We start from the raw sequence: 13,348 nt of genomic DNA, 5'->3' as shown, positions 1-13,348 counted from the left end.
GCTTACGCAGCCTTCCAGAGGTCGTCGCACCTTGCGTCGGGCTTTCGCCGAGTCGGCGCAAACGTCCCACCTCCGCTAGCGCTCCGGCGTGACATTTGCGCCGACTCGGCGTTTCCCGGCTCCGCTTCGCTACGCCGGCGCCCAACAAATCCCGTACGTCTGACCGCTCTGCCACTGCTCGGCGCTGGGGAACTCCCAGGACCACTCGTACTTGAGCGGGTCATCGGCGACCTCGGCGGCAGCGGCCTTGCAGTCCTCGGCGCCGGCGTTGTTGACCTTCGACTCGCCGGGGTACTTGCCGGAGCCGAGGTCGATGACCGACAGCGCCCGCCAGCTGTGCTTGAGGGAGCACGGGACGCGCTTGAAGGAGTCGGACTTCGGCGAGGCGGTGCCGCACATCCGGAACGGCTCTGCCGTCCGGGAGCTGCCCAGGACGCCCTTCATGTTGCCCTTGAGCGTCATCAGGGCCTTCGGGCCGGCGATGCCGATGACGTCGCAGCGGAACCAGTTGGCGCCGGCCTCGGACTCCTTGATCGTCGGCGTGAACCAGACCGGGCGCAGCATCGAGAGACGCAGGTCGTCGGCGTTGCCGCCGAGATACTTGGTCACCTTGTTGGGGCACGCCTCCGCGACCTGGGCCGCGACCTGCTCGGAGTCGACCGCGAGGAGATGGCCGTCGACGACGTTCCGCAGCCGGCCCACGGCGTAGGTCTGGGTGGTGTGCTTGCCCTTGCAGGCCACCGCGGTGCCGCCGGCGGTCGGCGCGAGGGCCTCGTCGTAGGTGAGGTTGTAGCAGGTGCCCTCCTTGGGGGAGGGGGCTGGGGAGGCGGAGGGGGACGGAGGCGCCGACGAGGCCGACGGCGCCGCCTCGGGGTCGCCCCCGCCACAGCCGGCGAGCACGAGGGCTCCGACGACGACAAGAGCCCCCCACAGCTTGTTGGAAACCATGCTCACTCCTCGGTCACCGCCCAGCAGACCGCCCAGCGGTTGCCGGCGTTCCACTCCTTCTCTCCGAACCATGTGTACCCGTAGTCGAAGCTTTCCGGGTAACCCAACCAGGCCTGGACCGAGCCCTTGCAGTACTGCGAGGCCTTCTTCTTGGACTCCGCGACACCGAGGAACTCAGTCTTGTCCTCGCCGAGCTTGATGGTCGTCACCGCGCGCATCTGGTGCGGCTCGGAGCAGGGGACCTTCGCGGAGGCGACGGTCTTGCCCGAGGCGCACACCATCCAGCGGTCCTCGATGTCCTCGACCTTCTTGACCTTGAGCAGGTTGCGGGTCGTGGTCGGCAGGTCGACGTACTCCGCGCCCTGCTGGCCGCCGCCGACCACGTCGCAGCGGATCCAGCGCGCGCCCTCGTCCCAGGCTTTCTCCGAGGGCCCGAAGTAGACGTGGGAGAGCATCGAGCGCATCAGCAGGCTCTGGTCCGAGCCGACGTACTTCTCCAGCAGCTTGCGGCACTGGCTGAAGGCCCACTCGTTGACCTTCTCGTCGCCGTACTCGGCGTCCTTGAACTCGTCCGGGAGCGGTCCGGCGCCGAAGGTCTCGGCGTTGTGCGGCTCGTCGCAGGGGACGTACTTGTCGAAGTTGTAGGCCTCGGCGACATCCTCGTGGGAGAGGTTGCGGCACTTGCCGACCTCGGGCAGCGCGGTCGAGTCCACCTGCTTCGGGTCCTCACCCTTGGCGGCCGCCCGATCACTGCCGCACCCGCTGAGCGCGAGAACGGCGAGCACCACGATCACGAGGGACAACGACGTCGAACGTCTGGGGGTAAGGCCGATCACGGGGGTCGACTCTACTGGCGCATCCATGAGCGGGCCGAAAGCACAGATCAGCCGAGGACGGCCGCCAGGGTGGCTCCCAGCTCGTACGCCGCCTCGACATGTGCGTCCTCGACGTCTCCCAGGACGTCGAGGATGTCGTAGGCCTGGGCCCACCCCAGGGCGCCGACGATGGACTGCACCGAGCGGATCGCGCCGGTCGTGTCGTAGCGGCCGTGGACGTAGAGACCGTAGGGCCGTTTGGCGGTCGCGCCGGCAGACTCACCAGCGCCTCCTGAGGCGTCGAGCGCGCCGCCCACGGCCAGGAAGGTCGAGTCGAAGAAGTGCTTGAGCGCACCCGACATGTAGCCGAAGTTCGCCGAGGTCCCGAGCACATAGCCGTCGGCGGCCAGGACGTCCTCGGCGCTCGCCTCCAAGGCAGGACGGACGACGACCTCCACACCCTCGATCTCGGGATCCCCGGCGCCGGAGACCACCGCATCGGTCAGCCGCTGCAGGGAGCGGGTCGGGGAGTGGTGGACGATCAGCAGCCGAGGCATCAGGCGTCAGCGACCAGTCGACGGCCGGTGACCTCCTTGGGCTGCAGCCGCACCCACAGCGGACGGGGGCCGGCGGGCCAGGAGTGGAGGTCCTTGACGACCTCGGGGATCTGGTCCTCGCGGTAGAGGATCTCGGCGCGCCCCTTGAACTGAACCGACCAGCCCACGTGCGTGTCGGGGTCGAGGTCGTCGACCAGCAGGGCGACGGCGCTCTCGTCGACCTGCTCGGCCATCGAGGAGTGCGCCGAGGTGCGGATCCAGACCGACTCGTCGTGCACGACGTGGTTGACCGGCAGCACGACCGGCCCGCGCGGGCCGTTCCAGCCGATCCGGGAGATCTGGGTGTCGGCCGCGAGTCGCCAGGACTCCTCGACCGTGAGCTCTTCCAGGTGGGCCACGCCCGTTCCTCCGCTTCGTCGTCGCTTCTGTGTCTCAGTCTTGAGGATGAATCGCCTGCGCGGTCAGTCTGCCAGTTCTGTTCTGTTATTGTTACCGAGTCATGATGCGCAGCCTCCTCCTTAGCTGCCGCAGCGGGGTCTGAGAAGCCGGACTCCCTCGCTGCGGAGGTTCGACGTGCGCCGGCACTCGCTCCCATCTGATGAGGAATCCGCATGACCAACCTGAGCAACTCCAGCAACCAGCAGAAGCCGTCGGGGATGCCGTTCGAGCGCTACCGCGCGTTCGTGCCCGTCGACGTCCCCGACCGCACCTGGCCCGCCAAGAAGATCACCAAGGCTCCGCGCTGGCTCTCCACCGACCTGCGTGACGGCAACCAGGCCCTGATCGACCCGATGACGCCGGCCCGCAAGCTGCGGATGTTCGAGCTGCTGGTCGCGATGGGCTACAAGGAGATCGAGGTCGGCTTCCCGAGCGCGAGCCAGACCGACTTCGACTTCGTGCGCAAGCTGATCGAGGAGGACCGGATCCCCGATGACGTACAGATCTCGGTCCTGACCCAGGCCCGCGAGGACCTCATCTCGCGCACCGCCGAGTCGATCGCCGGCGCCCCGCGCGCCACCATCCACCTCTACAACGCCACCGCCGAGCTGTTCCGCCGGGTCGTGTTCAACGTGACCCCGGCCGAGTGCATCGGGATCGCGGTGCGCGGCACCGAGATGGTGATGAAGTACGCCGAGGAGCACGTCCCCGAGCTGATCGGCACCGAGGACTTCGGCTACCAGTACAGCCCGGAGATCTTCACCCAGACCGACACCGACTACGCGCTCGAGGTCTGCGAGCGGGTCTCGGACGTGTGGCAGCCGGAGGCCGGCCGCGAGATCATCCTCAACCTGCCCGCCACCGTGGAGATGTCCACGCCGAACACCTACGCCGACCAGATCGAGTACTTCGGTCGCGGGCTGACCCGCCGTGAGCACTCCGCCATCTCGCTGCACCCGCACAACGACCGCGGCACCGCGGTCGCGGCCACCGAGCTCGGCCTGATGGCCGGCGCGGACCGCGTCGAGGGCTGCCTCTTCGGGCACGGCGAGCGCACCGGCAACGTCGACCTGGTCACCCTGGGCATGAACCTCTTCTCCCAGGGCATCGACCCGCAGATCGACTTCACCGTCGGCGGTGGCATCGACGAGATCCGCCGCACCGTCGAGTACGTCACCAACATCAACGTCCACCCGCGTCACCCCTACGCCGGCGACCTGGTCTACACCGCCTTCTCCGGCTCCCACCAGGACGCCATCAAGAAGGGCCTGGAGGACCTCGACCGGATCGCCGCCGAGGCCGGCAAGGACGTCAGCGAGATCCCGTGGGAGGCGCCCTACCTGCCCATCGACCCCAAGGACGTCGGCCGCACCTACGAGGCCGTCATCCGGGTCAACAGCCAGTCCGGCAAGGGCGGCGTGGCCTACCTGCTCAAGACCGAGCACTCCCTGGACCTGCCGCGTCGTGCGCAGATCGAGTTCTCGCGCGTGGTCCAGCAGCACACCGACACCGAGGGCGGCGAGGTCAGCCCTGAGGAGATCTGGTCGATCTTCTCCGCCGAGTACCTCGAGCGCGAGGAGCCGTACGCCCTGGAGAGCTGGTCCTCGGTGACCGATGCCGAGGGTGGCGACGAGCAGGTCGTCGACCTCCGCGTCCGTGGCGAGAAGCGCACCTACAAGGGCGTCGGCAACGGCCCGGTGGCCGCTTTCGTCGACGCGCTGAAGGAGGCCGGCGCCGAGATCCGGGTCCTCGACTACGCCGAGCACGCGCTCTCGTCGGGCGGCGACGCCAAGGCGGCGGCGTACGTCGAGTGTGAGATCGCCGGCGAGATCGTGTGGGGCATCGGCATCCACGAGAACATCGTCACCGCCTCCCTGCGGGCCGTCGTCTGCGCGGCCAACCGCGCCCAGGCGGTCACGATCCCGCGCGGCTGAGGTTCTGCCGGGACCTGCCGAGTCGGCGCGTTCGAACGCGCCGACTCGGCGTCCCGCGCAGCCCGATCAGCAGGCCCAGCGCGACCACCGCCGTGCCCAGCCACACCATCGGGCCGGGCACGATCCCGTTGAGAGGTACGCCGAGGCCGGCCGCAGCCACGGGCACGACGCCGGTCAGCAGGCCGGCGCGCCCGGAGCCGAGGCGCTTGACGGCGGTGAACCAGAGCAGGAACGCGAGCGTGGTGACGACCGCGGCCAGGTGGAGAGCGGCGAACAGGTCGACGGCGTCGAGCGTGGTCACCGCGGCCGGTCCTTCGGAGACGACGCCTATGACGGCCATGCCGGCGGTCGCCATCCACACCGAGTGGAACGAGACGCCGAAGGCGCCCAGGCGGGGGAGGACCGGCACCGCCAGGAGCGTGAAGCCGGCTTCGCAGACCAGCACCAGGAGGGCGTAGCCGACCCCGGCCGCATCGGTCCTCCCGAAGCCCTCGACGAGCACCGCTCCCGCCGTCACGACCATGGCCCCGATGACCACCGCGCGAGCCGGGAGGGTGCGGGTCGCGATCGCCGGGACGACCGCGAGCAGCATCGGCACGGTCGCGACGGCGACGCCGATCACCGCCGGTTCGGCATGGGCGACGCCGCGGACGACGCCGACGTTGAAGAGCACCAGGCCGGCGGTCGCCACCCCAGCCAGCCAGAGCCACTCGCGACCGCGCGGACGCGGCACCCGCCAGCCGGTGACACGCGCGACCAGCAGCAGGAGCAGGGCGGCGAGGGCGTACCGGACGGTCTGCAGGGTGAAGAGCGGGGCATCGGTGATTGCGGCGGAGACGGCGACGCTGCTGCCGACGCAGACCATCCCGGCCGCGGCGAAGACGATGCCGAACAGAGTGCCGCGGTGGGACGTCGCTCCGCCGGAGGTGGCGGTGTCGGGTCGAGAGAGGGCTTCGGTGGTCATGGCTACGAGACTGGCCGCAGCTTGGTCTGGCTGACAGATCCAAATCAGGCATGACAGAGTGGACCAAATGACGGGAGCGGACTTCCTCCAGCTCGACCCGAACGGGGTGCCGCCGGGCGGGCTGGCGATCTGGCTCACCGGCACCCTGCGCGACGCCGTGGCCGACGGCCGCCTCGCGGTCGGCGCCCGGGTGCCGGCCTCGCGCACGCTCGCCACCCAGCTCGGAGTCTCGCGCGGGGTGGTCGTCGAGGCGTACCAGCGACTCACCGACGAGGGGCTGCTCGCGGCGCGCAGCGGCGGCGGGACCCGGGTGAGCGCGGTCCCCGGAGCCGTACGCCGCCTCGGCGCCGCCACGCGGCTGCCGACCCCCGACCTGGACCTCTCCCCGGGAGTGCCCGACCTCTCGGCGTTTCCACGGGCAGCCTGGGCCAAGGCGTCACGGGAGGTGATCGCCGAGATCGGCAGCGCCGACCTCGGCTACGGCGACCCGCGCGGTGTGCCGGCGCTCCGGGAGGCGCTCGCGGTCTGGCTCGGCCGCACCCGCGGCATCACGGTCTCGCCCGACGAGGTCCTGGTGGTCAACGGCGTCGCCCAGGGTCTCGTGTTGCTCGCGCGCTGGCTGGTGGAGCGCGGCCGGACCACGATCGGTTTCGAAGAGCCGGGGTCCTACGGCGCCCGGGTGCACCTGCAACGGTGGGGCCTGGACACGGTGCCGGTGCCGGTGGACGGTGGCGGTCTGGACGTGGCGGCGCTCGGCGCCACCGGTGTGGATGCCGTCGTGGCCACTCCCGCGCATCAGTTCCCGACAGGAGTTGTGCTCTCCCCGCAGCGGCGACGGGAGCTGGTCGAGTGGGCCAGGGCGGCGCCGCAACGGCTGGTGATCGAGGACGACTATGACGCGGAGCACCGCTACGACCGACCGCCGGTTGCGGCCGTGAAGGTGCTCGTCCCTGATCGGGTCGTCCATCTCGGCAGCGTGTCCAAGACGCTCGCGCCGGCGATGCGGATCGGCTGGCTGATCGCGCCACCCGGCATGCACGAGGAGCTGGTCGAGGCCCGCTACTGGCTCGACCTGGTCAGCCCGGCACTGCCTCAGATCACCTTGGCGCGGATGCTCACCTCTGGCGCCTTCGAGCGGCACCTGAGGCTGGTGCGGCAGCGACACAAGGCTCGACGCGACGCCCTGCTCGAGGCGCTCGCCGAGCATTTGCCGGCCGTTCGGGTCCGAGGCGTTGCGGCCGGACTGCACGTGCTGGCGACCCTCCCCGACGGGACCGATGACACCGCGATCGCTGAGGCCGCGCTCGAGGCGGGCATCGCGGTCCACCCGCTGTCCCGGCACCGGCAGGGCGAGGGCGGCCCTGGCCTGGTGATCGGTTACGCGGCGACGACCCCCGACCGCCTCCGGGAGGCGGTCAGGCGGCTGGCGCCGCTGATCACCCAGCCTGCCTAGGAGCCGACGTCGTACTTGGCGCAGAGGCCGATACGACTGCCGGAGTTCCACGCAGACTCGAACGGCGGCTTGAACATCGTCGCCTCCGTCGGGCAGCCGCCCAGACCCTGGGCGTTCGTCTCGCTCTGGTCCGGATAGCTGTCGCCGGTCATCTCGAAGGTGTCGAAGACGACGTAGTCGTGGGTGGTCCCGCACCGGACGATCTTGTCGACGGTGCTGTCGATGCACGCGCGCAGGTCGCCCGGCGCCGGCACCGGGTCCTCGGGCAGGTCGATCAGCGGCGCCTTCAGGACCGTCACGACGATGTCGCACCTGACGTAGCGATCGCCGTCGTTCCAGGTCGACTCCTTGGGCCAGTACCAGTTGACCAGGTAGGCCGTACGGGCCATCATCTCGGGGCGCAGCCCGAGACCGGTTTCGATGCGGCTGTAGCAGGCTTCGCCGGCCGCGGTGTTGTCGTTGTAGTCCTTGACGTCGGTGGCAACGTGGAAGGTGTAGAGCGTGTGCGGCTCGGCACAGTCGACCGGGGCGGTCTCGTCGACGAACGTGTTGCCCGAGTCGAAGTCGAGGTCACGGCACTCGCCGGCCACCGGGAGGTCGCTTCCGCCGTTGCTCACGACGTAGGCGAGCCCGGCGATCACCCCGATGACCGCGACCGCCGCCACAGCGGCACCGACGAGCAGCCCGGTGCGCTTCTTCTTCGGCGCCGACTGGGTCCCGAGACCGGTGGGCACCTGCGTGGGCTGATCGAAAGGTGATCGGGGCGGCGGTCCGCTGGGAGGCCCACCGACGGGGGCTGCGGACTTCTGCCACGGAGAGGTCGGCGGCGGGGGCTGAGGTGCGGAACGGGCCGGTGGCGTGCGAATGCCCTGGGCCGCGGCGCGAAGGGCATCGCCGAACGAGCGCGCGTCGGGCCAGCGGTCCTCGGCCCGGGGCTCCAGCGCCCGGGAGATCGCCTGGCTGATCGAGGCCGGGAGAGGACGTACGGAGCCTGCCTCGGGCACGCGTGAGGTGAGTCCCAGAGCGGGGGAGGGGGAGCGGCCCGCGAGGAGGGCCCAGGCGACCGCGCCGAGGGCGCGCACGTCGGCGCGATGGTCGATCGGCAGCTCGGGATCGAGCTGCTCGGGCGCCATGTAGGACGGGGTGCCGATGTCGCGGGTGACCTCGTTGAGCGAGTCGAGCGAGCGAGCCACGCCGAGATCGGCGATCATCACGCGGCGGGCGCCGGCGGTGCCGCCGGAGGTCTCGGAGGTGAGCAGCAGGTTGGCCGGCTTGATGTCGCGGTGGATCACGCCGCGGGCCTTCAGGGTCATCAGCCCGTCGGCGGCCTGCGAGACGATGTCGGCGACCTCGCGTACGTCCAGGCCACCCGGCGAGCCCTTGAGCAGGTCGGCGACAGAGCCGCCGTCGGCGTACGACATCACGAAGAACGGGATGCCGGTCGAAGTCTGGCCGATGTCGTAGACACGTACGACATGGGGTGAGTCGACCGAGCGGAGCAGCCGCGCCTCCTGGAGGAAGCGCTTGTGGATCTCCGGGTTCGACACCCACCCGGGGGAGAGCGCCTTGACCGCGACGTGGGAGTCGAGATCGGGGTCGTAGTAGAGCCACACGGATGCGAATGCGCCGGCGCCGATGTGGCGGATCTGCTGCAGCCGTCCCAGATGTGTCGGGAAGGTCGTGCTCATCGCTCCCGTCCCCGAGAGTCGTGCCGGTCAGTCATGCCCGAATCATGCCCTGAATCCGCTGGGACGGGCTGCGGTGACACCTATTTCAGGCGGTTTCGCAAAGAAAACGAGACCTACTTCCCGAACCGCTCCTGGTCACGCTTGACCGCGGCGTACTCCTCCGAGCCGATGTTCTCCCGCAGCTCCTTGGCGGACTCACGGATGGCGTCGGAGATGATCTCGTGGACCCGCGGGTCGGCCAGGCCCTCGTCGACCAGGCGCAGCACGGTGTCGGCCACCAGGCGGACCACGTCGTCGTGGAAGGGGAGGTAGCGCAGCTTCCCGACCGCCTGGTCCTGACGGATGAGGTCGATGATGAGGGTGTCGATCTCGGCCCGGTTCTCCTCGATCGCGCTGGAGATGTGCCGGGTGTAGTTGCCGGTCTGGATCACCGCGATCACCTCATCGAGCACCGCGACCGTGATCGGCTTGCGGATCGCGTTGACGATGGCCCCCGAGAACCTCCCCACCACGTACGCCGAGACGCGGTCGCCGAAGGCACGGTCGGCGGCGCGCATCAGCCTGAGCAGGATGAGCACGATCCGGAGCAGCCGGAAGCTACGGAAGGCCGGGCTGGCGGCGAGTCCGAGCGGGATCATGCCGAGCAGCTCGTACCAGTAGATCAGCGGGAACTTCCAGCCGAGCCCCGAGCGGAGCCAGCGGACCAGGAACTCGATCGCGAAGATGCCGCAGACGATGTAGTCGGCGATGACGACCCGGTCGTACCAGGTCTGCGACACATCCCAGAACGTCACCCACACCACTGCCGCGACCGAGGCGATCGCGAGTGCCAGCATCAGCCAGTCGACGACGGTGACCGGCGGTCCGGCGGCGGTGCCGGTCTCGCGGCCGTCGCGCGCGGGGCGGGTCGGCACGGTGGCGATGCCTGGTGAGCTCATGACCGGCACGATAGGAGACGAGCAGACCGATCACGATCACCCACACGCGTCGTTGCCGTTGTGTGGCCGCGACGTGAGGTCGGCAAGGTCACTGGGTGCAGGTGACCTTGCCGTCCGGGATCGTGCGGAACGACATCACCCTGCCCAGGAACGGGGTGTAGGAGAACTGGGGTTCATATCCGGTGAACTCGCCGTCGACCTTCTCGATGCGACGGATCTGCCCATAACAGCTGCACTCCACGGAGATGTCGTCCTTCTGGCTCAGCGCCCGCTCGAACTCGAACCGGGTCAACGAGTGCCCGGCGTCAGCGATCTCGGCGAGCTCGGGGTCATCGGTCTCGATGATCGTGACCAGGTCGCCCTGATAGTCGCCGAACTGGATGGCCGGGCTGATGAACCAGTGGTTCGTCCGGCCGTCCTCGGTCCACAGGTTGCTGAACATCGTGAACGATGTCTGCGTCTTGAAACCGAGGTAGGGGAGGCTGCCGTTCACCAGGACGAGCAGCGTCACGGCCCACAGCACGGGCGACCCGGTGAACAACGGGTCGGAGACGGCGACGGCACGCGGCCCCTCGCGGCGCACCACCGCAAGCATGGACCGGAAGTAGACGACGACGAGAACCACGAGGCCGAGGAACCACAGACCCACCCGGGCATAGGTGAAGGCGTCGTCGGACCCGAGGGCCCTGGAGGCGACCGTCACCGCGACCACCAGGACACCGACCGCCGCCGCACCGCTCGCGACGGTTGCGATCAGGTGGCGTCGTAGCCGACGGAGGCTGTTGCCGATCAGGTCGCCGGCCGCGGCGGCGACCTCGGGGCTGAGAAAGAGGGCGTACGTCGCGATGGCGGCGTAGCTGAAGGCCTGGATCGCCGCGATCGGGACCATCGCGAGGGAGAGGTGGAACAACAGCCCGATCGGAATGGCGATGAACCGCGTTCTGCGGAAGGCGAGCAGCAGCCCCAGGCCGATCTCGGTGACCAAGGTGCCGGCCGCGGCAGGAGTCGCGAGCCATGCCACGATCGCGCTGTTCTGCTCGGCATGGAGGGCAGTGCCGAGCAGCGTGGCCGCGCAACCCACCATCGGGTCGAAGAAGTCGGTGTTGGCCTTCGCGATCCCCGACCACACGTACACGACGACCAAGGCACCGCGGGCCGGACCCGCGAAGGCCTCGTACGTCGCCGAGCGGATGCCGATGTCTCGACCACGTCTGCGCCGGATCCACGCGATGACCAGCGCGCCGAGCAGGATCAGATTGATGCAGTCCTCGAGCAGATGATGATTGACCTGGTAGGGCAGGTGTGCCCAGGAATAGGCCAGGTTGAGCACGAGCATCGTCGCGAGCGCCGGGGTGCGGTTGGGGAGGACGATCGCCACGAGCGTTGCCACCAGCAGCAGACCGAACAGGGCGTCGTGGGGAAAGTACTCATAGGTGAGGAGCTGGATCAGACCCTGTCCCGCCCAGAGCATGGTGAACAGGCTGAGCCGGTCGAAGGTCAGCTCTCGGATCCGTACGTCGGGCACCGCGGCATTATCATCTGGTTTCTCCACGGCGTGTCGTCGTTCTCTCAGACGAGTGCTGCAGAATGGGACCGTGCCCCTCTACCGCGACGAGGCCATCGTGCTTCGCACCCACAAGCTCGGTGAGGCCGATCGCATCATCACCATGCTCACCCGCCACCACGGCCGGGTGCGTGCGGTGGCGAAGGGCGTGCGGCGCACCACCTCGCGATGGGGCTCACGGCTCGAGCCGTTCACCCACGTCGACCTGCAGTTCGCCGAGGGACGCAACCTCGACACGATCACCCAGGCCGAGACGCTCACCCTGTTCCACGCGGGGATCGGGCTCGACTACGACCGCTACACCGCCGGCACCGCGATGCTCGAGACCGCCGACCGGCTGGTCCACGAGGAGGGCGAGCCCGCGCCGCAGCAGTACCTGCTGCTCGTCGGTGGGCTGCGGGTACTCGCCCAGGGCGATCGACTTCCCCGGCACGTGCTCGACTCCTACCTGCTCCGGTCGCTGGCCGTCGCCGGCTACGCGCCTTCTTTCGAGGCGTGTGCGAGGTGTGGTCTGGAGGGTCCGCACCGGTGGTTCAACGTGTCCATGGGTGGCGCGCTGTGCACGACCTGCCGGGTGCCGGGCTCGGCGACGCCCTCGCCCGAGACGCTCACCCACCTCGGTGCGCTTCTCTCAGGTGACTGGGATACCGTCGGCCGCGCCGAGGACCGGACCAGCAGGCAGGCGAGCGGGTTGGTCGCTGCGTACCTCTCCTGGCATCTGGACCGCAACCTGCGGTCGCTCGAATACGTCGAGAGCTGAGGACACGATGGGCCACTCCCACGGCCACTCGCACGGTCATTCGCACGGCGGGCACGACGCCGAGGTGGAGGTCGAGTCGCTGCCGCGGACGGTGCTGGTCGGCTCGCTGGTGCTCGTCGCCGTCCTCACCGTCGTCGGGGTCGCGATCTGGTGGCCCGACAGCGCTGCCGTCGACAAGCTCCAGGGATCGCAGCAGTTCATCGCCAAGGGCGTCGTCTTCGAGACCGCCGACGTGATCTCGGTCTCCGAGCCGTGCACCGCCGAGGGGAAGCCGGAGGGCTGCGACACCGCGACGGCGAAGCTCACCAGCGGACCCGACACCGGCACCGAGGTGGCGGTCAAGATCTCGACGCCGATGGCCCGCTCCGGGCTGGAGGCCGGTGACCAGGTGGAGCTCTCGCGCACCGAGAAGGAGGGGGAGGCGGCGTACGCCTTCTTCGACGTCAAGCGCGGACCGCCGCTGCTCCTGCTGGTCGGTCTCTTCGTGGTCTGCGTCGTGGCCGTCGCGCGGATGCGCGGGCTGATGGCGGTGCTCGGCCTGGGGTTCGCGGGGGCGGTGGTGTGGCTGTTCCTGCTGCCCGCGCTGCTCTCCGGCGAGCCCGCGGCGTGGGTCGCGCTGGTCTCCTCGGTGCTGATCCTCTACGTGGTGCTCTACACGACCCACGGACTCTCGGTGCGTACGTCGGTGGCGCTCGCCGGCACCCTGGCCGGGGTCACGGTGACCGCGCTGATCGGCACCTTCGCGATCGGCGCGAGCCGGCTGTCCGGCCTGGGCTCGGAGAGCGGTCAGACGCTCTCCTCGCTCGACACCGCGCTCGACCTGCAGAGCCTCCTGGTCGCCGCGGTGATCATCGCCGGTCTCGGTGCGCTCAACGACGTCACCATCACCCAGGCCTCCGCGGTGTGGGAGCTGCGCGCCGCCGGCCCGCACACGTCGCGCTGGGACGTCTTCCGGGGTGCGATGCGGATCGGCCGCGACCATGTCGCCTCGACCATCTACACGATCGTGTTCGCCTACGTCGGCAGCGCACTGACCCTGCTGCTGGTGATCCAGCTCTACGACCGCACTTTCTTCTCGCTGCTGACGACCGAGCAGATGGCCGGCGAGATCGTCGCCACCATGGCCGCGGGCATCGGGGTGGTGCTGGCGATGCCGATCACCACGATCATCGGCGCGATGACCGTCCCCGGCCCGGCCGGACGCCCGGAGGAGATGGAGTACGACGCGCCCCGGCGCCCGCTGCCCCCGCCCAGGCCGCAGCCGCCGAGGCCGCAGCCTCCCGGGCCGC

Annotated in this window: 11 protein-coding genes and 1 pseudogene; 4 read left to right on the top strand and 8 right to left on the bottom strand. The window is 69.6% G+C overall.

All coding sequences use genetic code 11. The features are described 5' to 3' along the window. Nucleotides 1-129: 129 nt before the first annotated feature. Genes ACIA03_RS27095 through ACIA03_RS27080 form a run of 4 tightly spaced genes read right to left on the bottom strand, consistent with a single transcriptional unit; the run spans nt 130 to nt 2,718 of the window. Complete coding sequence (locus ACIA03_RS27095; RefSeq protein ID WP_396988401.1) at nt 130-948, bottom strand: septum formation family protein; 819 nt, start codon at nt 946-948, stop codon at nt 130-132. A gap of 2 nt (nt 949-950) precedes the next feature. Next, the gene (locus ACIA03_RS27090) at nt 951-1,784 is read right to left on the bottom strand and encodes a septum formation family protein (RefSeq protein WP_396988398.1); all 834 of its coding nucleotides are present in this window, start codon (nt 1,782-1,784) and stop codon (nt 951-953) included. A gap of 47 nt (nt 1,785-1,831) precedes the next feature. Next, entirely contained in the window at nt 1,832-2,320 is a 489-nt protein-coding gene (locus ACIA03_RS27085) for a flavodoxin family protein (RefSeq protein WP_396988396.1), read from the bottom strand. Continuing rightward, the gene (locus ACIA03_RS27080; RefSeq protein WP_396988394.1) at nt 2,320-2,718 is read right to left on the bottom strand and encodes a pyridoxamine 5'-phosphate oxidase family protein; all 399 of its coding nucleotides are present in this window, start codon (nt 2,716-2,718) and stop codon (nt 2,320-2,322) included. The genes ACIA03_RS27085 and ACIA03_RS27080 overlap by 1 nt, the downstream gene beginning before the upstream one ends. Before the next feature lie 213 nt (nt 2,719-2,931). Here ACIA03_RS27080 and leuA point away from each other — a divergent pair, with 213 nt between their 5' ends. After that, entirely contained in the window at nt 2,932-4,692 is a 1,761-nt protein-coding gene (gene leuA, locus ACIA03_RS27075) for a 2-isopropylmalate synthase (protein ID WP_396988392.1), read from the top strand. On the opposite strand, the gene ACIA03_RS27070 is transcribed toward leuA, so the two are convergent. Continuing rightward, nucleotides 4,673-5,656: a DMT family transporter gene (locus tag ACIA03_RS27070; protein ID WP_396988390.1), complete on the bottom strand. Its 984-nt coding sequence runs from the start codon at nt 5,654-5,656 to the stop codon at nt 4,673-4,675. The two genes, leuA and ACIA03_RS27070, sit on opposite strands and share 20 nt — an antisense overlap. 67 nt (nt 5,657-5,723) lie before the next feature. On the opposite strand from ACIA03_RS27070, the gene ACIA03_RS27065 reads away from it, so the two are divergent. Next, nucleotides 5,724-7,109 (top strand): PLP-dependent aminotransferase family protein, encoded by a 1,386-nt coding sequence (locus ACIA03_RS27065; RefSeq protein WP_396988388.1) that lies wholly within the window; start codon nt 5,724-5,726, stop codon nt 7,107-7,109. On the opposite strand, the gene ACIA03_RS27060 is transcribed toward ACIA03_RS27065, so the two are convergent. The 3 genes from ACIA03_RS27060 to ACIA03_RS27050 all read right to left on the bottom strand — a co-directional run bounded on the left by ACIA03_RS27060 (nt 7,106) and on the right by ACIA03_RS27050 (nt 11,260). Beyond that, nucleotides 7,106-8,797 (bottom strand): protein kinase, encoded by a 1,692-nt coding sequence (locus ACIA03_RS27060; RefSeq protein ID WP_396988386.1) that lies wholly within the window; start codon nt 8,795-8,797, stop codon nt 7,106-7,108. The two genes, ACIA03_RS27065 and ACIA03_RS27060, sit on opposite strands and share 4 nt — an antisense overlap. 113 nt (nt 8,798-8,910) lie before the next feature. Then, a complete protein-coding gene (locus ACIA03_RS27055) occupies nt 8,911-9,735 on the bottom strand; it encodes an ion transporter (RefSeq protein ID WP_396988384.1) in 825 nt (274 codons plus the stop codon). Nucleotides 9,736-9,823: 88 nt separating this feature from the next. After that, nucleotides 9,824-11,260, bottom strand: coding sequence for an HTTM domain-containing protein (locus ACIA03_RS27050; protein ID WP_396988382.1), 1,437 nt, complete (start codon nt 11,258-11,260; stop codon nt 9,824-9,826). A gap of 70 nt (nt 11,261-11,330) precedes the next feature. On the opposite strand from ACIA03_RS27050, the gene recO reads away from it, so the two are divergent. After that, entirely contained in the window at nt 11,331-12,059 is a 729-nt protein-coding gene (recO, locus tag ACIA03_RS27045; RefSeq protein ID WP_008363785.1) for a DNA repair protein RecO, read from the top strand. 7 nt (nt 12,060-12,066) lie between these two features. Further along, nucleotides 12,067-13,224, top strand: a pseudogene (locus tag ACIA03_RS27040) (YibE/F family protein); the annotation flags it as partial. Between the last annotated feature and the right edge of the window lie 124 nt (nt 13,225-13,348).

This window comes from Nocardioides sp. NPDC051685, from assembly GCF_044453405.1.
Lineage (GTDB): Bacteria > Actinomycetota > Actinomycetes > Propionibacteriales > Nocardioidaceae > Nocardioides.
Note: the sequence above shows the minus strand (reverse complement) of the source record. Positions and strands in the feature narration are given on the sequence as shown.

What these genes read in the sequence shown, in the direction of transcription:
- ACIA03_RS27055 (WP_396988384.1), bottom strand. Translation starts at nt 9,735, where the DNA reads ATGAGCTCACCAGGCATCGCCACCGTGCCGACCCGCCCCGCGCGCGAC.
- ACIA03_RS27060 (WP_396988386.1), bottom strand. Translation starts at nt 8,797, where the DNA reads ATGAGCACGACCTTCCCGACACATCTGGGACGGCTGCAGCAGATCCGC.
- ACIA03_RS27095 (WP_396988401.1), bottom strand. Translation starts at nt 948, where the DNA reads ATGGTTTCCAACAAGCTGTGGGGGGCTCTTGTCGTCGTCGGAGCCCTC.
- ACIA03_RS27065 (WP_396988388.1), top strand. Translation starts at nt 5,724, where the DNA reads ATGACGGGAGCGGACTTCCTCCAGCTCGACCCGAACGGGGTGCCGCCG.
- ACIA03_RS27085 (WP_396988396.1), bottom strand. Translation starts at nt 2,320, where the DNA reads ATGCCTCGGCTGCTGATCGTCCACCACTCCCCGACCCGCTCCCTGCAG.
- leuA (WP_396988392.1), top strand. Translation starts at nt 2,932, where the DNA reads ATGACCAACCTGAGCAACTCCAGCAACCAGCAGAAGCCGTCGGGGATG.
- ACIA03_RS27070 (WP_396988390.1), bottom strand. Translation starts at nt 5,656, where the DNA reads ATGACCACCGAAGCCCTCTCTCGACCCGACACCGCCACCTCCGGCGGA.